This window comes from Parasedimentitalea maritima, assembly GCF_005771405.1.
GTDB classification, from domain to species: Bacteria; Pseudomonadota; Alphaproteobacteria; order Rhodobacterales; family Rhodobacteraceae; genus Parasedimentitalea; species Parasedimentitalea maritima.
In genome coordinates this window covers 294,110-319,677 of sequence record NZ_VAUA01000006.1, presented here as the reverse complement: position 1 = coordinate 319,677, position 25,568 = coordinate 294,110, and the positions used below count along the sequence as shown (strand labels likewise).

The 25,568-nt window shown below is 55.6% G+C and carries 19 protein-coding genes; 12 read left to right on the top strand and 7 right to left on the bottom strand.

The genetic code is table 11. The features are described from left to right. Positions 1 to 449: 449 nt before the first annotated feature. Together FEE96_RS13875 and FEE96_RS13870 are read right to left on the bottom strand one after the other, a co-directional pair. Entirely contained in the window at positions 450 to 716 is a 267-nt protein-coding gene (locus FEE96_RS13875) for a hypothetical protein (RefSeq protein WP_138163716.1), read from the bottom strand. Between the two features lie 336 nt (positions 717 to 1,052). Beyond that, complete coding sequence (locus FEE96_RS13870; RefSeq protein ID WP_138163715.1) at positions 1,053 to 3,338, bottom strand: adenosylcobalamin-dependent ribonucleoside-diphosphate reductase; 2,286 nt, start codon at positions 3,336 to 3,338, stop codon at positions 1,053 to 1,055. 176 nt (positions 3,339 to 3,514) lie between these two features. Here FEE96_RS13870 and FEE96_RS13865 point away from each other — a divergent pair, with 176 nt between their 5' ends. Continuing rightward, on the top strand, positions 3,515 to 3,946 hold the full coding sequence (locus FEE96_RS13865) for a DUF1489 family protein (protein ID WP_138163714.1): 432 nt from the start codon (positions 3,515 to 3,517) through the stop codon (positions 3,944 to 3,946). A 52-nt stretch (positions 3,947 to 3,998) separates the two neighbouring features. Here FEE96_RS13865 and hisG read toward each other — a convergent pair whose 3' ends face one another. Genes hisG through hisS form a run of 3 tightly spaced genes read right to left on the bottom strand, consistent with a single transcriptional unit; the run spans position 3,999 to position 7,272 of the window. Then, on the bottom strand, positions 3,999 to 4,697 hold the full coding sequence (hisG, locus tag FEE96_RS13860) for an ATP phosphoribosyltransferase (RefSeq protein ID WP_138163713.1): 699 nt from the start codon (positions 4,695 to 4,697) through the stop codon (positions 3,999 to 4,001). Then, positions 4,694 to 5,782, bottom strand: coding sequence for an ATP phosphoribosyltransferase regulatory subunit (locus tag FEE96_RS13855; protein WP_138163712.1), 1,089 nt, complete (start codon positions 5,780 to 5,782; stop codon positions 4,694 to 4,696). The genes hisG and FEE96_RS13855 overlap by 4 nt, the downstream gene beginning before the upstream one ends. Continuing rightward, complete coding sequence (gene hisS / locus FEE96_RS13850) at positions 5,782 to 7,272, bottom strand: histidine--tRNA ligase (protein WP_138163711.1); 1,491 nt, start codon at positions 7,270 to 7,272, stop codon at positions 5,782 to 5,784. Before hisS ends, FEE96_RS13855 begins: the two co-directional genes overlap by 1 nt. 139 nt (positions 7,273 to 7,411) lie before the next feature. On the opposite strand from hisS, the gene FEE96_RS13845 reads away from it, so the two are divergent. From FEE96_RS13845 to FEE96_RS13835, 3 genes are all read left to right on the top strand, one after another. Continuing rightward, entirely contained in the window at positions 7,412 to 7,606 is a 195-nt protein-coding gene (locus FEE96_RS13845) for a SlyX family protein (RefSeq protein ID WP_138163709.1), read from the top strand. 129 nt (positions 7,607 to 7,735) lie between these two features. Next, positions 7,736 to 8,350 (top strand): hypothetical protein, encoded by a 615-nt coding sequence (locus FEE96_RS13840; protein ID WP_138163707.1) that lies wholly within the window; start codon positions 7,736 to 7,738, stop codon positions 8,348 to 8,350. 154 nt (positions 8,351 to 8,504) lie between these two features. Continuing rightward, a complete protein-coding gene (locus tag FEE96_RS13835) occupies positions 8,505 to 9,350 on the top strand; it encodes a class I SAM-dependent methyltransferase (RefSeq protein ID WP_138163705.1) in 846 nt (281 codons plus the stop codon). Between the two features lie 332 nt (positions 9,351 to 9,682). Here the strand turns inward: FEE96_RS13835 and dnaE are convergent, their stop codons facing one another. Then, positions 9,683 to 13,195 carry a DNA polymerase III subunit alpha gene (dnaE, locus tag FEE96_RS13830; RefSeq protein ID WP_138163703.1) on the bottom strand — a complete coding sequence of 1,171 codons (3,513 nt, stop codon included), beginning with the start codon at positions 13,193 to 13,195 and terminating at the stop codon, positions 9,683 to 9,685. Between the two features lie 355 nt (positions 13,196 to 13,550). Between dnaE and xdhA the strand changes: the two genes are divergently transcribed. The 8 genes from xdhA to FEE96_RS13790 all read left to right on the top strand — a co-directional run bounded on the left by xdhA (position 13,551) and on the right by FEE96_RS13790 (position 24,410). Beyond that, complete coding sequence (xdhA, locus tag FEE96_RS13825; protein ID WP_138163702.1) at positions 13,551 to 14,921, top strand: xanthine dehydrogenase small subunit; 1,371 nt, start codon at positions 13,551 to 13,553, stop codon at positions 14,919 to 14,921. Continuing rightward, the gene (gene xdhB, locus FEE96_RS13820) at positions 14,918 to 17,236 is read left to right on the top strand and encodes a xanthine dehydrogenase molybdopterin binding subunit (protein ID WP_138163701.1); all 2,319 of its coding nucleotides are present in this window, start codon (positions 14,918 to 14,920) and stop codon (positions 17,234 to 17,236) included. The genes xdhA and xdhB overlap by 4 nt, the downstream gene beginning before the upstream one ends. Continuing rightward, entirely contained in the window at positions 17,226 to 18,161 is a 936-nt protein-coding gene (xdhC, locus tag FEE96_RS13815) for a xanthine dehydrogenase accessory protein XdhC (protein ID WP_138163700.1), read from the top strand. Before xdhB ends, xdhC begins: the two co-directional genes overlap by 11 nt. Further along, positions 18,158 to 19,675, top strand: coding sequence for an ABC transporter ATP-binding protein (locus FEE96_RS13810; RefSeq protein WP_138163698.1), 1,518 nt, complete (start codon positions 18,158 to 18,160; stop codon positions 19,673 to 19,675). Before xdhC ends, FEE96_RS13810 begins: the two co-directional genes overlap by 4 nt. Positions 19,676 to 19,741: 66 nt before the next feature. Beyond that, positions 19,742 to 20,824: an ABC transporter permease gene (locus FEE96_RS13805; RefSeq protein ID WP_138163696.1), complete on the top strand. Its 1,083-nt coding sequence runs from the start codon at positions 19,742 to 19,744 to the stop codon at positions 20,822 to 20,824. Positions 20,825 to 21,119: 295 nt separating this feature from the next. Continuing rightward, positions 21,120 to 22,040, top strand: a complete 921-nt coding sequence (locus tag FEE96_RS13800) for an ABC transporter permease (RefSeq protein WP_138163694.1) — start codon at positions 21,120 to 21,122, stop codon at positions 22,038 to 22,040. A gap of 94 nt (positions 22,041 to 22,134) precedes the next feature. After that, positions 22,135 to 23,208 (top strand): BMP family ABC transporter substrate-binding protein, encoded by a 1,074-nt coding sequence (locus FEE96_RS13795; protein WP_138163693.1) that lies wholly within the window; start codon positions 22,135 to 22,137, stop codon positions 23,206 to 23,208. A gap of 341 nt (positions 23,209 to 23,549) precedes the next feature. Then, positions 23,550 to 24,410, top strand: coding sequence for a cobaltochelatase CobT-related protein (locus FEE96_RS13790; protein ID WP_212744771.1), 861 nt, complete (start codon positions 23,550 to 23,552; stop codon positions 24,408 to 24,410). Positions 24,411 to 24,833: 423 nt separating this feature from the next. On the opposite strand, the gene FEE96_RS13785 is transcribed toward FEE96_RS13790, so the two are convergent. Then, positions 24,834 to 25,277: a CBS domain-containing protein gene (locus FEE96_RS13785; protein WP_138163691.1), complete on the bottom strand. Its 444-nt coding sequence runs from the start codon at positions 25,275 to 25,277 to the stop codon at positions 24,834 to 24,836. Between the last annotated feature and the right edge of the window lie 291 nt (positions 25,278 to 25,568).

Sequence of the window (25,568 nt, the reverse complement as noted above, 5' to 3'; positions counted from 1 at the left end):
GTAGAAGAGTGCGCCTTGCGCTTCTTGCTTAGGTCCCAACACCGTCAATCCCCCTGCATTCACAAGCAAATTGAATCAGTGAAGGACCCTCAAATCAAGAAGAGTTTTTCAACAAAATAGGCCATCTAAGCTCTTCCGGCTTGCCGGGTGGCCCCGACTTTGCAAAGTGCACTATCTGCGCACTCCTGCAGTTGATGCAGAATGCGTCTAATGGCCGCTGCGGACCTTTGCACTGAAGTGCCGCGTCGACCACAAGACGGTAGAAACGAACCATCGGCTTTGGGCCGACAATGGCCCATTTCTACCAGCTGTAAAGTGTATGATAGGGCAAATACGACGAACACGGTGTTCTGGACCATTCGCCATGAAAGAGTTCTGGCCGGTAAGTTACTAAAATTGGTCAAAGTTCATCTACGAAAGTTGTCGGCCCACCATTTATGACGAACGAATCAAGTATTTGACGATCTCAAAATCTTCCGAACACGTGACTGAATGCGCAACTGATCATACGGCGTCAGTTGCAGTCCACTGGTAAGATCCTTCTCAAAGTTCTTAAAGTCTTCCCCAACCATATCGTTAGAAAACTCGTCATCCCCGACAAGAGCATGCGCCAGATTTCGTTTTCTTGTTTGGAGCAAGAAAGCAGACAAGCGGTCACAGAGCCTGAGAAACTGATCATTGTCTACTTCGACAGTTGTATTGCTTACTAATGTCATTCTGGTTTCCCGAAGTGGGTTCGAATTCAATGCATCCAGATCTCGGATGACCAACCAGCCGAACCGCCGTTCAGCGAGTAGAAACGGCGACCGTGGCTGGTATGAGTTTATTCGAAGCCATTCAGAAAGATTGATCGAAACCAAAATTCAGTCAAGGTCAGCAGGATTGGCACTAAGGGTTATGCGCTCTCGCAAAACCCTGTTTCTCGATGTTCGCAAACCCCAGTAAAACAAGGGTTCGCGAAATTTTGGGCGTTTTATGCCTGTAAAAACCGGCTTAACTCACCCATTTGGACAATATATGCATGGTTTAACAAACAACTGGTTAGCGGAGAACTAGCCGCACTTGGAATGGCCGCAGCTTCGACAGGTCATGCAGCCTTCGACCATTTGCATATCAAACTGGCCACAGCTGGGGCAGGCTTTGCCACGCGGCGCGCCCAGGTTGACCACCTCGGCGGTGGGATCGGTTTTTAGCCCCATGCCTTCCCCTTCGATGAAGCCAGTGTTGATCATATGGGTCTCAATCACGCCACCAATGGCCGCCAGGATCGACGGAATGTATTTTCCCTGCACCCAGGCGCCACCGCGCGGATCAAACACCGCTTTCAGCTCTTCGACCACAAAGGACACATCGCCACCGCGACGGAACACAGCCGAAATCATTCGGGTTAGCGCCAGTGTCCAGGCATAGTGCTCCATGTTTTTGGAGTTGATGAAGACCTCAAACGGGCGACGGTGGCCATTCAACAAGATATCGTTGATGGTCAAGTAAATCGCGTGCTCAGAATCCGGCCATTTCAGCTTGTAAGTATGGCCCTCCAGGCTTTGCGGGCGATCCAGCGGCTCGGACATGTAAACGACCTCGGCACTGTCACTTTCATGTGGCGCATCGGCAGTTTCACCTGGGGCTTTTTCGGAGCTTTCCGAAACGGTCAGAACCGACCCCGTCACATCATTTGGACGATAGGTGGTGCAGCCCTTACAGCCCTGATCCCAGGCCTGCATGTAGACCTCTTTGAATTCATCAAAGCTGATGTCTTCGGGGCAGTTGATGGTTTTAGAAATCGAACTGTCGATCCATTTCTGAGCCGCGGCCTGCATCTTGACGTGATCGGCTGGGGCCAATGTCTGGGCGTTAACAAAATAGCCTGGCAGTTTGGCGTCTGCGCCGTATTTCTCACGGTACATCTGCACCGCGTAATCCACCACTTCCTCTTCCGTGCGGCTGCCGTCTTTTTGCAGAACCTTGCGGGTATAGGCATAGGCAAACACAGGCTCGATGCCCGAGGATACGTTGCCTGCGTACAGTGAAATTGTGCCGGTGGGGGCAATCGAGGTCAGCAGTGCGTTGCGGATGCCGTGTTCGCGAATGGCGTCACGTACATCGTCGTCCATGTTCATCATATTGCCCGACGCCAGATAGGCCTCGGCATCAAACAGTGGGAACGGACCTTTTTCTTTGGCCAAGTCCACTGACGCCAGATAGGCGGCGCGGGCGATTGCTTTGAACCAAGTTTCCGTCTGACGCGCCGCTTCGTCTGATCCATAGCGTAGGCCCAGCATCAGCAATGCATCAGCCAGACCAGTCACACCCAGCCCAATCCGGCGCTTGGCCAGGGCCTCGGCCTGCTGTTCGGGTAGTGGAAATTTTGACGCATCCACCACGTTGTCCATCATCCGCACGGCGGTGGTGACCAGCTCTTGCATGGCGACTTCGTCCATCGCAGCATTTGTCTCAAACGGATTAGCCACAAGGCGGGCCATATTGATCGAGCCCAGCAGGCAAGCACCATAAGGTGGCAGTGGCTGCTCACCACAAGGATTGGTGGCGGCAATCTTTTCAACATAAGACAGGTTGTTGGCCTTGTTGATACGATCAATAAAGATCACACCCGGCTCGGCATAGTCATAGGTTGCCTGCATGATCTTGTTCCACAGATCACGCGCCTGAACGGTTTGATAGACTTTACCGCCAAACTGCAGCTCAAACGAGCCATCTGCCTTGACCGCATCCATAAAGTCATCAGTGATCAGCACCGACATGTTGAACATACGCAGGCGGGCCGAGTCTGACTTGGCAGTGATGAAATCTTCGATATCTGGGTGATCGCAGCGCATGGTCGCCATCATCGCGCCCCGGCGTGAGCCCGCCGACATGATGGTGCGGCACATCGCATCCCACACATCCATAAACGACAGCGGACCCGAGGCATCTGCCGCGACACCTTTGACGTCCGCGCCACGGGGCCGAATGGTTGAAAAATCGTAACCGATCCCGCCGCCCTGCTGCATGGTCAGCGCCGCTTCTTTCAGCATCTCAAAGATGCCCGACATGCTGTCCGGTACAGTGCCCATCACAAAGCAGTTGAACAGGGTCACCTGACGCGCAGTACCTGCACCTGCGGTGATCCGCCCAGCTGGTAGATATTTGAAATCATCCAGCGCTGCATAAAACGTGTCTTCCCAAGCCGCTGGGTCTTTTTCTACCTTAGCCAGATCGCGGGCAATCCGCCGCCAGCTGTCTTCAACTGTGGTATCAATGGGCGTACCGTCTGCTTCTTTGAAACGGTATTTCATATCCCAGATTTGTGCGGCGATGGGGGCAGCAAAGCGGCTCATTTAGCGAATCCCTTTAGGCTTGAGGAGCGATCTCGATACACAGGCAAGGCCCATGTCTCAACTTGGAATCGACGACTGCGGCGCATTTTCCTGAGGAGTGTACCACAATACCTTGTTTCCCCCAAGGGAGTGACTACAATATACGGACGGTTTGGGGACGACTCTGGGGATGACCTGTGGATAACACTATCAATCTAATCAAGCTTTCGGTCGGGTCAGAAAGTGTAGAAACTTTGACCGCGTGGCAGGAAATGCGGCGCGCGCAATCCCCGGATGATTTGCCACGTCATGTTACCCGCATGTGGCCCAAGCGCGAGGTTGAAATCGTCGCAGGTGGGTCCATTTATTGGGTGATCAAAGGCGCCATTCAGTGCCGTCAGCGTATCCTGCGATTTGATGAGGTGATTGGTGAAGACGGCATTCGGCGCTGCGCCTTTGTGCTGGACCCAGAAATTCACCGCACCCAAAGCGCCCTGCGCCGCCCCTTTCAAGGCTGGCGCTACCTCAAACCAGAGGACAGCCCCCCTGATCTGCGTGAAGGGGCCAGCGCCGAGGATAGCCTACCGCCCGAATTGAACCAGGCGTTAGCTGAAATTGGGGTGCTATAGATAGTGACGTTACCGAACCGGGAAACCTACGGTAACGCCAGTAAATCTAACCTCAGGCTTCGCCGCGCAAAAGCGCCAGCATCTGCTTCAGCGCAGCCTTTTCTTTGTCGGTCATCACAACCGACCGGCTGCGCCACAGGGTGGCCTGTGATTTCAGCACTGGCCCGTCGCTGAGGATCTTCAAGTGGTTGGCCCGCAGGGTTTCACCAGTTGAAGTTATATCTGCGACCATTTCAGCAGTCTCATTCTTGACCGTGCCTTCGGTTGCGCCCTGGCTATCAACCAACTGGTAATCAGCCACACCACCGTCGGTGAGGAATTCCCGCACCAACCGGTGGTATTTTGTGGCGATCCGCAACCGATGCCCATGTCGCGCCCGAAACGCCGATGCCACCGCATCGAGATCATCCACCGTATCCACATCAACCCAGGACTGCGGCACCGCCAGGATCAGGTCGGCCTGTCCAAAGCCCATTGGTTCGACCTGTTCGACCTGCTGTTCCCACCGCGGAAGTTTCTCGTGCACAAGATCCGTTCCCGTGACACCAAGATGAATACGCCCGGCCGCCAATTCACGCGGGATTTCACCCGCAGACAGCAATACCAGATCAACACCATCAACGCCGTCGACACGGCCGGCATATTCCCGGTCCGAAGCGCTGCGCGACAGGGTCACACCCCGCTTTTCAAACCATTTGAAAGTTTTTTCCATCAGCCGCCCCTTGGACGGCACACCCAGTTTGAGGCTCATGACTGTGCCTCCTCTAACATCAGGATCAAATCCGGGCGCAACACGCCACCGACAGCAGGGATTTCGGCCCCCTGCCCGAGTTGCCGGGTCAGCGCATCATAACGGCCTCCACTGGCAATAGGAGGCAAGTCAGGGCGTGCCTCGGCATAAAACCCAAAGACAAACCCGTCGTAGTATTCCATCGAAGTCCGGCCAAATGAGACTTCAAAGTCAAGGTTTTCAACTGACACACCGCGCGCAGCTAAGGCCGCAGCGCGGGCTTCCAGTCGATCCAGCGCAGGGGTGATCGCGGGCAGGTCAACAGCGATATCGCGCAGCTGCTCCAACGCATAGGGCACAGTTTCGCGCACCGCCATCAGGGCCTCAAGCGCCAGCATTTCATTCTCGGAAATTGGCGCGACTGTCGCATCTTCGCGCAAGGCTTCAACCCGCGCATCAATCTCAGCCCGGCTACGCTTGCCGATTTCAACCGATGTTCCAGTCAGCGGTCCTTCCGTCGACAATAGTTTTTTGCGGCTCTCGGGCAGCTCGACCCGACCTGAGAAACGGTCCAGTAAGGCACGAAACCGGCGTGGTCTCCAGATATGGCGCATCAGTGCGGCCTTGCGTCGGTCTGTGGTGTTCAACCCCTGCACCGCAGCCATCAATATACCGATGTCGCCGGTGGCTGCCCGCAGGTTCAAACCTCGAACCTGTAGCGCGATCATGGCAAACACTTCTGCATCTGCCGAGGCCGGATTGTCACGATCAAAGATTTCATACCCGACCTGAACATATTCGTTCATCCGGTCCGGATCTAATTCCTGACGCCGGAACACCTCACCCGAGTAGGTATATCGTGCTGGTTCGGCGCCATCGCGCATATGCATCTGCACAACAGGGACCGTAAAATCCGGACGCAGCATCTGTTCTCCACGAAGCGCGTCGGTAGTCACATAGGCACGAGCGCGAATATCCTCGCCATATAGGTCCAGCAAAGTACCAGCCGGTTGCAACAGGGGCGGATCAACCACCAGCCCCCCTGCAGCTTCAAAACTCACGCGCAGCCGGGCGGCGCGGGCCTGAATATCAGAACGATTTGGCATTACTGATCCTGCCCATCCAGAATTTCACGCACCTTGGCAACCAGTTGGTCGCGCGGGACCTGAAACTGGCTGGGGCGCTCTTTCCATTCTTCCAATGTGGCGCTTTCGGCAATTTTGGCACCAAGGATCAGGTCCTTGATCTGCACCACGCCCTGTTCCTTCTCGTCACCACCTTCGATAATGGCGATGGGCGAGTTCCGCTTGTCCGCATATTTCAGCTGGTTGCCAAAGTTCTTGGGGTTGCCCAGGTAAACTTCGGCCCGGATGCCCGCATTGCGCAGCTCGGCGACCATCTCCTGATAGTCCGCCATGCGTTTCTTATCCATCACCGTGACCACGACCGGCCCCTTGGGTTCTGCAGTAATACGACCCTTTTCACGCAGAGCAGCCAGTAGGCGATCCACACCAATCGAAACGCCAGTTGCGGGCACTTCCTGCCCAGTAAAGCGCTTGACCAGATCGTCGTATCGACCGCCACCCGCAACAGACCCAAACTGACGCTTGCGGCCTTTGTCATCTAGGATTTCAAAGGTCAGTTCTGCCTCGTAAACCGGGCCGGTATAATAGCCCAGACCGCGCACAACAGAGGGGTCAATCTCGATCCTGTCCGGGCCATAGCCACCTGCCGTCAAGAATTCACCGATCTGCTCCAGCTCGGCAATACCTTCGGCCCCGACCTTGCTATCGCCAACAGCAGCACGCAGGTTGGCCAACGTTCCAGCCGTATCAGTCGCCTTTGAGGTCAAGAAAGCCAGCACCGGAGCAGCCTGTTCATCGGACAGACCAACACCGTCGATATAGGCCCCTGAGGCGTCCAGTCGGCCTTTGGTCAGCAGTTCACGCACACCAGCCTCGCCCACCTTGTCGAACTTGTCGATGGTGCGCAGCACATTATCACGAGCCCCGTCCCCCTCAGGCAGGCCCATAGCTTCCAGCACACCGTTCAAAACCTTGCGATTGTTGATACGCACCAGATAATCACCGCGGGGTATGCCGACGGTTTCCAACGTGTCCGATAGCATCATGCAGATCTCGGCATCTGCCGCCATCGACGCAGTACCAACAGTATCTGCATCACATTGGTAGAACTGGCGATAGCGCCCTGGTCCCGGCTTTTCATTACGCCATACCGGCCCCATTGCAAAACGGCGATAGGGTGTGGGCAGGTCATTGCGGTGCTGGGCATAGACACGGGCCAGTGGCGCCGTCAGATCATAGCGCAGTGCCATCCAGTCGCCGTTGTCTTTTTCGTCAAACTCTTGCCAAGCAAACACGCCCTCATTCGGGCGATCGACGTCAGGCAGGAACTTGCCCAGTGCCTCAACCGTCTCAACTGCGGCACTTTCCAGCGCTTCAAACCCATAGCGATGATAGACCCCGGCAATCGCATGCAGCATCTCGGTGCGCTGAGTAACTTCAGCTCCGAAATAGTCGCGGAACCCCTTAGGCGTCTGGGCCTTGGGGCGTGGGGCTTTCTTTTGCTTAGCCATGGGTATGGTCCCTTTGGGAGTGGTGTCGCCGCGCGGTCTATCCGATGCATGTAACAACAGCAAGGTATAGGCAGCGGCGGACCGTTGCCCCGTCGACCTTTCCCGCCTATGACAACCCAACCATCCGCAGGAGAGCCCCATGCAAGACCTAGAAGAACAAATCGCCCATCTGACCCGCACGGTTGAGGACATGAGCGATGTGATGGCCAAGCAGCAAAGTGAAATTGCCACGCTGACCCGGCGCGTACAGATGTTGATGCAAAGAGAAGCTGGCCGCGATCAGGATGCAGGCGGCAGCGCCACATTTGGCAACGAACGCCCACCACACTATTAATCAATCAGGGTTTTGACCCACTTATATTCCCCTTGATTTATAACGGACCACGACACAGGCTGAACTTGTTTTCTGACGTTGGCTCGCCAGCCCTGTGTTTTGTGTACGAGTATTTCAAGGAGATGTGCCATGGCACCATCCAATGATCCGGTAAAGTTTGTCGAAGAGGCAATTGTGGAGCACCAAAAACGCGTGCTCAATTTCTATAAGTCTGTCTGGAAGCGGGTGAAGTCCTATCTGACGCCACTGCAAAAGTTTCTGAAAAACGTTCTTTCGGCAGCTAAGGATCTAGCCCAAACAGTTGGCAAAAAGGTCATTAGCCAGCTTACCGATACGATCCGCGCCATCCTGAATTTTCTGTCTCCGATTGAAAAATTGCTAAAAGATATCATCCAGCTGGGTAAACGTATTCTGGCAACCATCCGCAAAAAGGTCGACAAAAACGAGGTCATTCGGTTTTTGAAAACCGTCGTGCGCAAGTACATCGAAACCTTCACGAAAATTGTAGGGCTGATCACTGACCTGTGGAAAGAACTTGGCATTCTGGATGCTGCGTTGGCAGTATTCAACAAATTCCGCTTGGTTCTGAGCATGGCATTTGGCTGGTTCGACCAGGTTACTGGCGTTCTGACTGCAATTGGGAAAGTCAGGAAACAGTTGCAGAAAGCAATAAAGTCGCTCCTGAAAGAACGCAAAGAGGCCCTACGGCTGGTCAAAGACGTCGCCAAGCTCAAGCTGTCGTAGCCTTTTTGGCAATTTCCTTTGCATGGATTCGGGAGTCACAGTTGCTAATCTGCTTGAGCATTTGAAACAGGTTGAATTTCGGGATCCGCAGTCGAGTTTCGACCCCAGTCCCTACTTTTGAGACCGCCTCGTCCCTCACCGAAAAGGATATTCGATGCAAAACAACACGGCGCAAATCGAGTTTTGGAACTCTCATTCGGGACGAAAGTGGGTCGCTTTTGAAGATGAATTGAACCTTGTGTTCCAAAACGTGAACTCGGAGCTCATTCGCCGATCTCAACCAGCGCCGGGCGAAACTGTTCTCGATATTGGTTGCGGCACTGGAGCAACGGGCCGGGCGTTTTCCCAGCACCTAGCACCCGGCGGAACAGTTACTGGATTGGATATCTCCGCGCCGCTGTTAGCGCAGGCTGAAAACCGGGCGGAAGAATCTGAGACAGAGATGCGTTATCATCTGCTGGATGCACAGGTCGATGCAATTCCTGGTGGGCCCTTCGATCTCGTGGTGTCCCGGTTTGGTGTCATGTTCTTTTCAGACCCCGTTGCAGCATTTGCGAATATTCACAGGCACATGGCTAGCGATGGGCGCCTCGTCGTCGCAGCTTGGGCGCTTATAGCTGACAATCCCTGGTTCAGAATTCCGCGGGATGCCGCTGTCGCCCAACTGGGCGAGCCGGATCCAACCAGCCCCAATGCCCCCGGCCCGCTTGGATTTCAGAATATCGATCATGTAGTCGGCGTACTCAAATCCGCGGGGTTCGCAAATGCGAGGGGTGATGCCTGCAAGGTAATGTTGTCCCACCCGGGGCCGACACACAAGCTCGCCGCGCTTGCCGCTAACCTTGGTCCAGCGGCAAGAATTTTAAAGAAATATGATGGCAACAGCGACGACCTCGCGGCAATTCAAGATGGGGTTCTCTGGCAATTACAAGCCTTTGAAACCTCACGGGGTCTCAACATCCCTGCCAGGCTAAATGTCTTTGAAGCCATACGAGAGTAGCGCTGCTACCTTTGGCAATTAAGACTAAGCTCGGAACAAAGCATGCTAAGGTACTGCCAAATGGACCATTTTCAGCCTGGTATCGCCGGGCCGCGCCTGACCTTCCCCCGGGAAGGCGCTTTGCACCTCCTCAAGGTCAGACGCGTCCTTTTACAAATGGATTCGCCGCTTACTGCCAAACTAGGATAGGGTCGTTTTCCGTTTGAAGCAGTATAACTTCCAGAGAAAAATAATCCTCGTCCGTCAGCGCAAGTTGCAGATAGTTGTGAACGTAATTCAACTGCTCGATGTCTTTCCAACAAGTATGTCACCAAATATATCAGCGCTCATGCTCAAATCTCCTCAACATCCAACACCCCATCCAAGCTCTTGATCGCCCCCTTAATCTGCGGGTTGATCGGGAAGTACTGACCCAGATCCAGCTCTACATCGCCGGGTAATGTCGGGTCTTGCAAATACATCAGCACCTCGCCCCGGCTGGCATTTTTGGCGGCGGCGCGGGCCTCTTCCAGCACGGTGGCTACGGTCGAGACCGCCGCCGCCTCGGTGATATAAACCCGCAGGCTGCTGTTGCCGGCATCGGCCACGGCGGCATCAATGGGACCAACGGATCGAGCCAGCAGTTTTAGCTGGTCAGCTTCCACTGTCGCCTCGGCGCTCAGCACAACCTTGCCACCGGTCACCAAATGTTCGCGGCTTTTCTCTAGCGCTTCGGAAAACAGCGTAATCTCAAATCCGCCAGTCGTATCCGACAGTTGGGCAAAGGCAAAGCGGTTACCCCGTGCCGATTTACGTTCCTGACATCCGGCGACAACTCCCGCCATCTTGGCCAGAAACGGTCCACGCTTGGCCTTCTCCAGAACCTCATCCAGCGTCATCACACCTTTGCGTTTCAACGCGGGCATGTAGTCGTCCAACGGGTGGCCAGACAGGTAGAAACCAATCGCTTTGAACTCTTCGCTCAACCGTTCAGCAGGCAGCCAATCCGGTGTGCCGGACATACGCGGTTCGGGCAGATCCTCACCCGCATCGCCAAACAGAGACACCTGGTTTGAATTCTTCTGCTCATGGATCGCATGTGAATAGCTAACCAAGGGTTCCAGACTGTCAAACACCCGGCGGCGATTTGGATCCAGCTGGTCAAAGGCCCCGGCTCGCGCCAGCATTTCCAGTGGCCGCTTGCCGACCTTCTTCAGATCCACCCTGCGAGCAAAATCATACAGCGTAGCAAAGGGTCGATCCTCGCCATCAGCACGACGCGCATCGGTCACTAGCTTCATCGCCTCAACGCCGACGTTTTTCAACGCGCCCAGCGCGTAGATCAACGCTCCATCGATTACGTTGAACATAGCCTCCGAGCGGTTCACGCAGGGCGGGATATAGGGCAGTCCCAGCCCCTTTTTCACCTCTTCAAAAAACACCGCCAGCTTATCGGTCAGGTGAATATCGCAGTTCATGACCCCGCCCATGAACTCAACCGGGTGGTTCGCCTTGAGCCAGCCGGTCTGGTAAGACACCACCGCATAAGCCGCCGCGTGGGATTTGTTGAACCCGTAGTTGGCGAATTTTTCCAACAGGTCGAACACTTCCGAGGCCTTTTTGGGCGGCACGCCATTTGCCGCTGCGCCCTTTTCAAACTTCGGACGTTCAGCGTCCATCGCCTCTTTGATCTTCTTACCCATCGCACGGCGCAACAGATCTGCGCCACCAAGGCTGTAACCCGCCATCACCTGGGCAATCTGCATCACCTGCTCCTGATAGATGATGATGCCCTGGGTTTCGGCCAGCAGGTGGTCAATCAACGGGTGAACAGATGTGATCTCTTTCAGTCCGTTCTTAACCTCACAATAGGTCGGGATGTTCTCCATAGGGCCGGGACGATACAGCGCCACCAGCGCCACGATGTCCTCGATACAGTTGGGCTTCATCCGCTTTAGCGCATCCATCATGCCGCTGGATTCCACCTGGAACACTGCCACCGTTTTGGCTGCAGCATACAGCTTGTAGGTGGGGATATCGTCCAGTGGAATAGCGTTGATCTCGTTCACCGCACCTTCGGGTGGATCATACAGCTGGGTGCCATCAGCGGCGATATGCAGATCACGCCCCTCGCCCTTGATCAAATCCACCGCGCTTTGGATCACGGTCAGGGTCTTCAGACCCAAGAAGTCAAACTTGACCAGCCCGGCCTGCTCCACCCATTTCATGTTGAACTGGGTCGCGGGCATGTCGGAACGTGGATCGCGGTACAGTGGCACCAGCGCATCCAGTGGGCGGTCGCCAATCACCACCCCCGCGGCGTGGGTCCCAGCCGAACGCAACAATCCCTCGACCTGCATACCATACTTCAGCAGCCGGTCCACAACCTCTTCATTCTTTGCCTCTTCACGCAGACGCGGCTCTTCCTTCAGGCTGTCCACGATGGACATCGGTTTGACGCCTTCAACCGGGATCAGCTTGGACAGCCGGTCCACCTGCCCATAGGGCATCTGCAACACCCGCCCCATGTCGCGCACCGCCGCCTTGGACAGCAGGGCGCCAAAGGTGATGATTTGCCCCACCTTGTCGCGGCCATATTTCTGCTGCACGTATTTAATCACCTCTTCGCGGCGATCCATGCAAAAGTCGATGTCGAAGTCGGGCATCGATACCCGTTCCGGGTTCAAAAAGCGTTCGAACAGCAGGGAGTAGCGTAGCGGATCAAGGTCAGTGATGGTCAGCGCATAGGCAACCAACGACCCCGCCCCCGAGCCCCGACCCGGCCCGACCGGGATATCATGGTCTTTGGCCCACTCGATAAAGTCGGCAACAATCAGGAAGTACCCGGGAAATCCCATGCCTTCGATAATGCCCAACTCAAAATCAAGCCGTTCCTGATACTCCTCCAAGCTCACTGCATGCGGGATTACGGCCAGACGCTTTTGCAAACCAACGTTGGCGATGCGGCGCAGTTCGGCCACCTCGTCATCGGCGAATTTTGGCAGAATCGGATCACGCAAATAGGCTTTGAAGGCGCAGCGTTTGGCAATTTCTACGGTATTTTCAATCGCCTCGGGCAGGTCAGCAAACAGCGTGACCATTTCCTCTTGGCTCTTGAAGTAATGCTGCGCGGTCAGCCTGCGCCGCCCCTCGATCTGGTCAACATAGGCGCCCTCGGCGATGCAGATCAGCGCATCATGCGCTTCGTACATCTCGGTATTAGGGAAATAGACGTCATTGGTCGCGACCAACGGAAGATCCATCGCATAGGCCATCTCAAGATGGCCGCGCTCTGTCAGCTTCTCCGCCTCAGGCTGGCCAGCCTCTCCCGGATGGCGTTGCAGTTCTACATAGAGCCGGTCCGGGAATATCGCCTTGAGCCGATCCATCAATTCTTGTGCTGCTGGGCGTTGCCCCATCTGCAACAGCTGCCCCACCGGCCCGTTTGGTCCACCTGTCAGGCAGATGACCCCACCGGAATTCTCGTTCAATTCCTCCAGCGTCACAAAAGGCAGCTCACTCCCCGGCCGCATGTAAAGGCAGGAGTTCAACTTCATCAAATGCTCATAGCCTGACTCGTTTTGCGCCAAGAGCACGATGGACGCGGGTGGTCTGGGCCGCTCGCCTGGGGCTGGTTCAGCAAACCGTAGATCCATCTGGCAGCCGATGATCGGCTGCACTCCAGCACCACTGGCTGAAACGGAAAACTCCAAAGCCGAGAACAGGTTGTTGCTGTCCGTCACCGCAATCGCGGGCATGTCATGCTTCTTGCACAAATCAGGCAGCTTTTTCAGCCGCAACGCCCCCTCTAGCAGAGAGTATTCGGTGTGGGTGCGCAGGTGAATGAATCGAGGAGATTGGGTCATAATGGCAAGTTAGCCCATTGCGGACACCCTGTGAAAGCTGATTATCCGAGTCGCTTCGCCCTCATTTTGACAGAATATCCACGCCCATTGTTCTGCTTTTGTTGAAAGTGTTATATAAGCGTTAAGAAGAGAGAATCCCTCAACTCTATGAAATTTAACGGGAACAACCCCAAAATTGGACTTTTGGACACATCAATTCACCTCGTAATACTGCAGCGCAGAGTGACTTTTCCTTGCCAGACTAAGGATCTGCTTTCTACGCTAAGGACAGCAAGCGACAATGCCCGCCATTTCTTCTACGTCGCATCGAAGGATGGCAATTCGGCAAAACAATGTAACGCGACGGGTTTCAACAATGACAATCACCTTTCACTTAAACGGTGAGGAGGTAACGCTGCCGGACGCAGAGCCGACAGTGACGCTGTTGGATTGGCTTCGAGAAGAGCGCCACCTTACAGGAACCAAAGAAGGCTGCAACGAAGGCGATTGCGGCGCCTGTACAGTTATGGTGACGGATCCCAACGGCTCCAAGTCCCTCAACTCCTGCATTCTATTCCTGCCACAGCTTAACGGAAAATCCGTGCGCACTGTCGAAGGTGTTGCCAGTGAGACCGGGGAATTACACCCGGTGCAGCAGGAAATGATCACCCATCATGGCTCACAGTGCGGTTTTTGCACGCCGGGCTTTGTGATGTCGATGGTCACCGCCCACAAGAACGGCGCCACCGATCACGACGACCAACTGGCCGGCAACCTGTGCCGCTGCACTGGCTACGCCCCAATTATACGCGCCGCCGAAGCGGTTGAGGAACAGCCGGTTCCCGTTTGGATCAAGAAAGAAGGCACCGAACTGCCAGCCCTAGCCGACGCCGGTGAATTTTCACCGCGCTCATCCGATGAGCTGGCCAAGGTCTATGCCGACAACCCAGATGCAGTTCTGGTCGCGGGTGCCACCGATGTTGGCCTGTGGGTCACCAAGGGCATGCGCCAGCTGGATCCTGTGATCTTCCTCGAAGGCTGTGCAGACCTGAAACAGGTCAAGGTCACTGGCACCCACGTCCGTTTGGGCGCCATGGTCGATATGAACGCTATGCGTGACGTTCTGGAGCCCCTGCACCCGTCTTATGGCGAAATGATCCGTCGCTATGCCTCTATGCCGGTGCGCAACGCCGCCACGGTTGGTGGCAACATCGCCAATGGCTCACCCATCGGGGACAACCCGCCAGCGTTGATTGCCCTAGGTGCCACACTGCACCTGCGCAAGGGTGACAGCCGCCGCGACATCGCCCTCGAAGACTTCTTTGTCGAATACGGCAAGCAAGACCGCCAAGCTGGCGAATTTGTCGAGGCTGTCAGCTTCCCCCGTCAGGACGACACCCTGCGCGTCTACAAGATCTCCAAGCGGTTTGATCAGGACATCTCGGCCGTGCTTGGTGCCTTTAACGTGACCGTGGACAACGGCACCGTCGCCTCTGCCCGTATTGCCTTTGGCGGTATGGCCGGCACGCCACATCGGGCCACCCATGTTGAAAACGCCCTGATCGGACAGCCCTGGTCCGAAGAAACCATTGCAAACGCCATGACAGAGTTTGGCAAGGATTACACTCCTTTGACCGACATGCGCGCCTCGGCTGACTACCGCCTGCAAAGCGCCAGCAACCTGCTGGCCCGCTACTTTGCCGAGATGAACGGCGAAACAACCTCGGTTCTGGAGGTGGCGCTATGAACGATCTGAGCAACAATGGCCCCGTTGCCAAGCCCCTGCCCCATGACGCCGCGCTGCTGCATGTGACTGGTAAGGCCCGTTATATCGACGACATCCCAATGCCCGTCGACTGCCTGCATCTGGCCTTTGGCACCTCTCCCATCGCCAAGGGCCGGATCCAGTCGATGGACCTGTCCGAGGTCAAGGCCAGCAAAGGCGTGGTTGCAGTATTGGTCGCCGACGACCTGCCCTTTACCAACGATGTTTCGCCGTCGATCCACGACGAACCGCTGCTGTCTGATGGCACCGTCAACCACGTTGGTCAGCCAGTGTTTCTGGTGGTTGCCACCAGCCACAATCTGGCCCGCGCCGCCGCAAAGAAGGGTAAAATCGACTATATCGAAGAAACCCCGATCCTGAGCATGGACGAGGCGATGGCTGCCAACAGTCGTTTTGAAGACGGCCCGCGCATCTACACCAAAGGTGATCCCGCCTCCGCAATCGACGCCGCCCCGCGCAGTGTCGAAGGCACCTTTGAAATCGGCGGCCAAGAGCACTTTTACCTCGAAGGTCAGGCCGCGCTGGCACTGCCACAAGAAGGCGGCGACATGCTGGTGTCCAGCTCAACCCAGCACCCCACCGAAATCCAACACAAGGTGGCCGAGGCCATTGGTCTGCCAATGCATGCGGTCCGGGTTGAAACCCGCCGTATGGGTGGTGGCTTTGGCGGCAAGGAAAGCCAGGGCAACGCACTGGCCGTATCCTGTGCGATTGCTGCGCGCCAAACCGGCAAGCCCTGCAAGATGCGCTATGACCGCGATGATGACATGATCATCACCGGCAAACGGCACGAGTTCCGCATCACCTACCGCGCTGGTTTTGATAATGACGGCCAGCTGCTGGGGGTCGAATTCCATCACATGACCCGCTGCGGCTGGGCTCAGGATCTGTCACTGCCCGTGGCCGACCGCGCCATGCTGCACGCCGACAACGCCTATGCCATCCCGGCCATTCGCATTGAAAGCCACCGCTTGAAAACCAACACCCAAAGCGCCACCGCCTATCGCGGATTTGGCGGCCCACAGGGGATGGTTGGGATAGAGCGCGTGATGGATCACATTGCCCATGATCTGGGACTAGATCCGGTCGAGCTGCGCAAACGCAACTACTATGATGCGCCCAACAACCGGGTGCGGGCTGACAACACCACGCCCTATGGCATGGAAGTCACCGATTTTGAGCTGCACGGCATGACCGACAAGCTGTTAGAGACCTCGGACTATGCCGCCCGCAAGGCTGAGATTGCCGAGTGGAACAAGGGTCAAACCCGGCTCAAGCGCGGTATTGCTTTCTCGCCGGTCAAGTTTGGCATTTCCTTCACCCTTACTCACCTGAACCAGGCGGGTGCGCTGGTGCATGTCTATCAGGATGGCTCGGTCCACCTGAACCACGGCGGCACCGAAATGGGTCAGGGTCTGTTCCAAAAGGTCGCTCAGGTTGCCGCCTCCCGCTTTGGCGTTGGCATGGATGTGATCAAGATCACCGCCACCGACACTGCCAAAGTGCCCAACACCTCGGCCACTGCGGCCTCGTCCGGGTCGGATCTGAACGGCATGGCGGTCAAAGCCGCCTGTGACACCATCCGCGACCGCATGGCCGAGTTTTTGGCCGAGCGCCACCAGTGTGATGCCAAAGCTGTGAAGTTCGAAGATGGTCAGGTCATCATCGGCGATGATGTGATGACTTTTGAGGACGCAGCTTCGCAGTGTTACCAAGGCCGGATCAGCCTGTCGGCAACCGGGTTCTACAAAACCCCCAAAGTCAAATGGGACCGGATCAAGGGTCAGGGTCGTCCATTCTTATACTTCTCCTACGGCGCGGCCATAACCGAAGTGGTGGTGGACCAGCTGACCGGCGAAAACCGCATCCTACGCACCGATATCCTGCATGACGCCGGGGCCTCGTTGAACCCAGATCTGGACATCGGTCAAGTCGAAGGTGCCTATGTACAGGGCTCGGGCTGGCTGACAACCGAGGAACTGGTCTGGGATGACAAAGGCAGCCTGCGCACCCATGCCCCGTCGACCTATAAAATCCCCGCCTGTTCCGACCGCCCCGATGTATTCAACGTTGACCTTTGGGATGGCCGCAACCCCGAGGACACGATCTATCGGTCCAAAGCAGTGGGCGAACCGCCGTTTAACCTAGGCATCTCGACCTTCCTGGCGCTCAGCGATGCGGTATCGGCTTTTGGCGATGCCTATCCGGCGCTGGATGCGCCCGCCACGGCTGAACAGGTCTATACCACGATCCGGAGGGTCCGTGATGGGGCTTGACCTACAGGGTCTGAAATCCGCGGTGACCGCCCATGGGCGTGTCACCCGGGTTGTCATCGCCGACATTCGTGGCTCCTCCCCTCGCGAAGTCGGTGCGGCGATGCTGGTCTGGTCTTCGGGCCAGTCCGGCACCATCGGCGGCGGCACATTGGAATATGAGGCCGCCGAGACAGCCCGGTCACAGTCCAAAGACCGGGTGCTGAGCAAACACGCGCTTGGCCCTGATTTAGGCCAATGCTGTGGCGGTGTCGTTTTTCTGCTGAGCGAAGTCTACGATGCAGCGACAGTGGCAGCACTGGACGACGAACTCATCGCCCGACCAGCGGACCCTGCCCCAGTGCCGATGTCCGTCACACGCGTGTTGACAAAACTGCGCAATCAAGGCCAGCGCCCCGTCCCGCAGCTGATCGATGGTTGGATGATTGAACCCGTGCACAAGCCTGACACACCTTTGTGGATCTGGGGCGCCGGACACGTGGGTCGTGCCCTAGTTGATGTGCTGTCCCCCCTGCCAGACTTGGACATCACCTGGGTGGACACCGCACCTGATCGTTTTCCGGAGAACATTGCAGACGGCGTAACAGCTGTTCCGGCCTCTGACCCGACGCTTTTGGTTCCACACGCGCCTGAAAATGCACAACATTTGGTGCTGACCTATTCCCACACACTCGATCTGGCGCTATGCCACGCCTTGTTGAAGCATGAATTTTCTTTTGCTGGTCTCATCGGCTCAGCCACCAAATGGGCGCGATTTCGCTCCCGGCTGGGTGGGTTGGGACACAGCGCCGGGCATATCGCCCGGATCACTTGCCCCATTGGCGATCCGTCCCTGGGCAAACATCCGCAGATGATTGCGGTCGGCGTTGCAGGGGAAATTCTGCGCGCAGGCGCAAAGGAAGAGTTAAAGAAGGATAGACGCGCGTGACTGTTCCATTGCTGAGCCTACAAGGGCTGACCAAGGCCTACCCCGGAGTGGTGGCCAACGACACTGTGACTTTCGACATCGGCGAGGGCGAAGTCCACGCGCTGTTGGGGGAAAACGGGGCCGGTAAATCCACACTAGTGAAAATGATTTATGGATTGGTGAAACCTGACAGCGGCCAGATGCTGTTGCGGGGCCAACCCTATGCCCCCCCTGAACCCCGCGCGGCGCGTGCTGATGGCATTGCTATGGTGTTCCAGCACTTTTCACTGTTCGACGCCCTTAATGTGGCTGAAAACATTGCGCTTGGCATGGAAAACCCGCCGCCGATGAAGGATCTGGCCACCCGTATCCGCGAAGTCTCTGAGGCCTATGGTCTGCCTCTGGACCCCTACCGCACAGTTGGCGATCTGTCGGCTGGCGAGCGCCAACGGGTCGAGATCATTCGCTGCCTGCTGCAAGATCCCAAGCTGCTGATCATGGATGAACCTACATCAGTGCTGACACCGCAAGAGGTCGAGATCTTGTTCCAGACGCTGCAGAAATTGCGGTCTGAAGGCACCTCAATCTTGTACATCAGCCACAAGCTGGAAGAGATCCGCACCCTGTGTGATCACGCCACCATTCTACGACTGGGTAAAAACGTCGGTGAATGTACACCGGCCGAGACTTCGGCGCGCGACATGGCGGAGCTGATGGTTGGTTCGACCCTGCACACTCCAGAACGGTCGGGTCGCGAATTTGGTTCTGCGGCAATGGATGTGTCGGGCCTTTCGGTTCCCTCCCCCTCGGCCTTTGGCACAGCGTTGAAAAACGTGCACCTAACAGTGCGCAAAGGCGAAGTGCTGGGTATTGGCGGCGTGGCTGGCAACGGCCAGGACGAATTACTGAGCGTATTGTCCGGTGAAACAGTCACTGAAGCGGACGCCGTCAAGCTGAATGGTGAAGCCATTGGTCAATTGGGCCCGGTAGCCCGACGCCGTCTGGGTGTGCTTGCTGCCCCCGAGGAACGATTGGGCCATGCGGCTGCGCCAGACATGAGCTTGACGGAAAACGCCATGCTAACCGGCTCCGTCCGTCAGAACTTGGAGACCAATGGTTTTCTAAACTGGGGCGCAGCCAAGGAATTCGCCGAAACGGTGATCAAGTCCTTTGACGTGCGCACCCCTGGGCCAGAAAATGCAGCGCGATCCCTGTCAGGCGGCAACTTGCAAAAGTTCGTGATTGGCCGCGAAGTGCTACAAGACCCCGACGTGCTGGTAGTAAACCAGCCCACCTGGGGTGTAGACGCCGCAGCAGCAGCTGACATCCGGCAATCCTTGCTGGATCTGGCTGCCAAAGGCGCGGCGGTGATCTGTATCAGTCAGGATCTGGATGAGCTGATGGAAATCTCGGACAGTTTTGCCGCGCTGAACGAAGGTCGCCTAAGCGCACCGCGCCCAGCGGCCGGGCTGACCGTAGACGAAATTGGTCTGATGTTGGGTGGCGCCCACGGAATGGAGGTCGCACATGATTGACCTCAAACTCAAAAAATTCACCTTCGACGTGAGTATTTACAACAAAAAGAAGCAAGGGGCAGCACAATGATCAGCCTAGAGAAAAGGCCACAGCCGTCGCGGGCCTGGTCGCTGGCAACCCCGCTGGTGGCGGTGCTGGCAACCATGGTGTTTGGCGGGCTGCTGTTCGCAATGTTGGGTAAGCCTCCGGTTGAAGCCATCCGGACCATTTTTTGGGATCCGCTGTTTGGCGAGTTTGCCTTTTATTATCGCCCACAGCTGCTAGTCAAAGGTGCGCCCTTAGTGCTGATTGCCATTGGTTTGAGCCTGGGCTTCAAGGCCGGAATCTGGAACATCGGGGCCGAAGGGCAATACATCATTGGCGCCATTGTTGGGGCCTCCGTCGGACTGGCCTTCTACCCTTATGAAGCTTGGTACATCTTTCCGCTGATGGTTATGGGCGGAGCGCTTGGCGGATGGGCCTGGGCGATGATCCCGGCGGTTCTGAAGGTCCGCTTTGGCACCAATGAAATTCTGGTGTCACTGATGCTGGTCTATGTTGCAGAGCAACTGTTGGCCTCTGCATCACTGCGGTTCCTGAAAAACCCCGAAGGATTTGGCTTTCCCGGATCACGCAACCTGCAAGACTATCCCAGCGCATTTAACGCCGACCTGATTGCTGGGTCAGGTATGCACTGGGGTGTCGTTGCAGCGCTGATTGCAGTGATCTTTGCCTATGTACTGTTGAACCGACACATGCTGGGTTTTCACATCCGCCTGACGGGTGAAGCCCCCCGTGCAGCACGGTTTGCCGGCGTCAATCCCTCGCGATTGATCTTGCTATGCCTGGGTATGTCCGGCGCATTGGCTGGATTGGCTGGATTGTTCGAGGTTTCAGGACCCGCGGGACAAATCAGCATCGACTTTAATGCAGGCTATGGCTTTACCGCAATCATCGTAGCCTTTCTGGGCCGGTTGCATCCCATTGGCATCATGTTGGCAGGCGGGCTGATGGCGCTGACCTATATTGGTGGCGATATTGCCCAGTCCAATCTGGGGCTGCCGTCAGCTGCTATCCAAGTGTTCCAAGGCATGCTCTTGTTCTTTCTGTTGGCGCTGGACCTGTTGACAAATTACCGCGTGACGTTGCGCAAATCGGAGGTGGCGTGATGAAAGCCCTCTCTCAACGTTTCGCGAAAGCTGCTGCTATCAGCTTTGTTGTCCTAGCTGCACTTTCACTAACTCCCCTCGCGTTTCTCCCAGCTTTTCTTGGCATCGCCGGATCTAGCTGGGGAGGTTTCGCTCTCCTTCTCGTGGCAGCTGGAGTCCCATTTGCGGGCTTCCTAATGGTCGCGATCTTCTCTCGCTCAGGTGAACGACTTAGCGAAATGGCCGCTCTGGCCGGGACTTGGACTGGGGCAATCACCGGCTCGCTATTCGGTGTAAAATTCTTGGGAGCCGTGTAATGGATCTTTCTGCAATCAATCCCGTCCTGCTGATCGCCTCTCTCATGGTGGCAGCAACCCCTATCCTGTTAGCTGCAATCGGCGAATTAGTGGTGGAAAAAGCCGGCGTGCTGAACCTTGGTGTCGAAGGTATGATGATTATCGGCGCCATTGGCGGCTTTGCCATTACCGTCGAAACAGGCTCACCTTGGCTGGGCTTTATTGCCTCGGCGGCCTGTGGCGCGGTGTTCTCGCTCCTGTTTGTTCTGCTGACCCAAGTGGCACAAGCCAATCAGGTGGCCAGTGGGCTGGCCCTGACGTTGTTCGGTCTTGGTCTCTCGGCACTGCTCGGACAAAGCTATGTTGGCATCAAGCCACCACAAATGGGCAAACTGGATATTCCATTCCTCAGCGATCTACCGGTCATTGGGCCGATCCTGTTTGGCCATGACCCAATCCTGTATATTGGCATCGCCTTGACCGCAGGTGTCTGGGCCCTGCTGAAGTACAGCCGTGTCGGACTGGTGCTGCGCGCCGTTGGTGAAAACCACGATGCGGCCCATGCCCTGGGATACAAGGTCGTACGTATCCGCATTCTGGCCATCATGTTCGGTGGCGCCTGTGCTGGCTTGGGTGGCGCCTATATCAGCCTGATCCGGGTGCCACAGTGGACCGAGGGCATGACAGCCGGTGTAGGCTGGATTGCCCTGGCGCTGGTGGTGTTCTCCAGCTGGAAACCCTGGCGTGCCTTGTTGGGTGCCTATCTTTTTGGCGGCATCACGGTTGTACAGCTTAATCTGCAGGCCGCAGGCGTTGCCATCCCTGTCGAATATCTGGCAATGTCGCCCTATGTGATTACAATCATTGTGCTTGTCATCCTTTCCGCCGACAAGAGCAGCGCGCCCGCTGCCCTGGGCCGCAATTTCCACGCCTCCCGTTAAGAGGCCGCAATTTTCACGCTCCCCGGCAAACGGGGGGCGTTCTAACCTGCCCCAATATTTTGGGGCCAATGACAATCAACCTGGGAGACTTTTGATGAAACTGACAACCCTTCTGACCAGCGCCGCGATGGCTCTGGGTCTGGCGACAACAGCCATGGCCGCAGACAAAACCAAGGTAGGCTTTGTTTATGTAGGCCCCGTCGGCGACGGCGGCTGGACATACGAGCACGACCAGGGCCGCAAGGCCGTTGTAGAAGCCTTTGGTGACAAGGTCGAAACTGTCTATGTTGAAAACGTAGCTGAAGGCCCTGACTCCGAGCGTGTGATGACCCAGATGGCACTGGAAGGCGCTGACCTGATCTTCACCACCTCTTTTGGCTACATGGATCCAACCATCAACGTTGCGAAGAAATTCCCCAACGTTCGGTTCGAGCACGCAACCGGTTATAAAACCGCGCCAAACGTGTCGACCTACTCAGCCCGCTTCTATGAAGGCCGTGCTGTGCAAGGCACCATCGCGGGCCACATGACCGAGAGCAACATCGTTGGCTACATCGGGTCCTTCCCTATCCCCGAAGTTGTCCGTGGCATCAACTCGGCCTACATCCACGCCAAAAAAGTTAACCCTGATGTTCAGTTCAAGATCGTTTGGGCCTTCACATGGTTTGACCCGGCCAAAGAAGCAGACGCTGCCAAGGTTCTGATCGAACAGGGTGCTGACGTGATCCTGCAGCACACTGATTCAACGGCGCCTCAGGCTGCGGCCCAGACAGCTGGTAACGTGATCACCTTTGGTCAGGCTTCGGACATGTCAGAGTACGGTCCTAAACCACGTGTATCGTCGATCATCGACGACTGGGCCCCTTACTACATCGCCCGCACCCAGGCTGTCATGGACGGCACCTGGGAATCGGCTATGACCTGGGACGGTATTGGCGCTGGTATGGTTGGCATCGGCGAGATCTCAGACGCAGTTCCTGCTGACGTCAAAGAGGCCGCACTCGCTATGAAGGCCGCACTGGCAGATGGTTCCTACCACGCCTTCACTGGCCCGATTAACAAGCAGGACGGCTCTGCCTGGCTGGCTGACGGTGAAACTGCCGACGATGGCACACTGGCTGGCATGAACTTCTTTGTAGAAGGCATCGAAGGCGAAATTCCACAGTAAGCGGATCGCTTGTGAGATACCGAAAGGCCCGTCATTTTGGCGGGCCTTTTTTAGGAGAAGTAAGAAATTTGGGCCGTTGCGCCTTAGCCTGCAAAACCTTCTACCAATTTCGACCATTCGTGACGATTGCAACGAATGACAGGTTCGAACCCAAACTACTGATTTTCTGCGTGGCAGCGAACGTCAAGCCTTTCCGGGACGCCCAAAACCGAATTTTTGAAACCAGAACAAATATCAAACATCTAAGCCCTTGTAGTGATCGGCATCATCGAAGTGACTTTGGTTGATGCTTGGACTCTATTCCAATAGGATTTTGCTATGTATTCGAAGGAGAAAAAGACTTGAGATGGCCTTGGCAACTTCAGAAAAGTGATTCCGGTTATTCGATTTTTACGACCGAGTTTGACGTTGAGTTGACAGGAGATGAGCTGGGGCGCGAACTTTCCGCCAAGGACCGTACAATTTGGCAGGCGCAAATCGATGCCTACCAAGCAGCTACGGAATTGGAGAGAACAAGGGCTGCCCTAATTTCAGCGGCCCGCATCAGTGACGTTCTTGCGCAGAATAACGATTTTCGCTCAACAACAGTTTCAATCGTTGTCGATCATTCTGGATCTCTTAAGGGACAAAGAGCGATCATCGCTTGCCTAATGGTTCAGATGATTGGTGATTTCCTCAGTAGGCTCGGCGTGAAATTCGAAATTCTTGGTTTCACAACAGCGGCATGGAAGGGTGGAAATTCGCGGAAGCGGTGGATTTCCAAGGGACGCCCCAAAAATCCAGGTCGTCTTAACGATTTACTGCATATTTGCTATCGCAAAGCATCGAGCACGAATCCCGGATGCCCATGGTCAATCCATCATATTCTCCGAAGCGCTGTTCTAAAGGAGAACATTGATGGTGAAGCGGTCTTCTGGGCAGCCGAAAGACTAAAGAACCAAGGCTCTGATCAGAACCTCATAATCGTAATTTCAGATGGTGCACCAGTCGACGACAGCACTCTTCACGAGAATGGTACTGAATTACTATGGAGGCATCTGGAGTCAGTGGTCTCAGATGTTGTGGCGACCCAAGGATTTCGTATTGCTGGGATTGGTATCGATCACGATGTTAGCCGTCTTTACCCGATCAACCTAAAGGTGGATCGGCTTGAGCAAATCTCTACCAAACTACCCGATTTCCTTGGTTCGCTTTTTTCGTAAATGCCTCTCGCATAATAAGGTAAATGAAAGGCGGGCGTTGGTACGGGTGCAGCGAAAGCCCATTTTGTCCGCATCTCTGTTGTTTGTGTTTGTCGCAGCTAACGTCTGGTATCCGCCATAGCCTGACAAAAGAATGTTCTATTGAAAAGGACCCCAAAACACCATCTCCAGACCTCGGGGAGGTGTGGAGTGTCTTCCCGGGGGAAGGTCAGGTGTGGGCAGCGATGCTACGCACCCTTTGCCCCCGAAAACGAGAGCCCTATCGCCTTCCAACACTAAATGCTTTGCTCTGTGGAAATAGCAGCGCCAATTCTGACCACAAGATTGCTAACCATCGAGCTATACTGCTCAACGGCCTATTGTTAGCGTTAGAGATGCTGTCCTATGCCAAACAGCCCTTTTCAAACGCCCTTGCAGCTGCTGCTAAAACAACCGCGCTGGCGCACTGGCCTTGGCGGTATTTCCGCGCAGTCGGTCGAATATGGAATTGCTTGGCGGGTTGAAATCGCGAATAGAAACGATCCCCAAAACCTGTCCCTCGTCGCAGATCGGCAAATGACGGAACTTGCCTTTGATCATTATTTGGTAGGCTTCGATCGGTTTTGCATCCGGAGAAAGCCATTGAGGGTTGGGAGTCATTACCTGCTTAACCAGTGTCGTCGCCGATGGGCGGTACACGATAACGCTGCGTTGGATGACATCTCGCTCACTAAATATCCCAACGAGCGTTCCGTTGTCGTCTACGACAGGAAGGGCACCGACATTCACGGAGGTCATGATAATACAGGCGGTTCGCACAGTATCATTGGGGGATGTACTATGCACCTGTTGACCGGCGATCATATCACTTAGCGTTGAAGCCTTCATTGGTTACCGCCTATATTATTTGTTCAGCTCTGAACGTCAGAATAGCACGGAAAATGGCCTCTGAGTTGATGAAGAAAATACTGTTTTAGGCAAATCCGCTGCAGCTATCATTTGGGAGGGAACCCTTCCTATTTTTAATGGGGTTCTCGAATGGAAATCCGCTAAATTTTCGACATTATGAAGATCTGATGCCAACCATTCCACTTTGAGCGTGCCAAATTGACTCCGCATCAACCGTTTCTTGGACGTGATCTGCAGCTACAGTTCTAGACCATAGCAGGTCCTATGCGC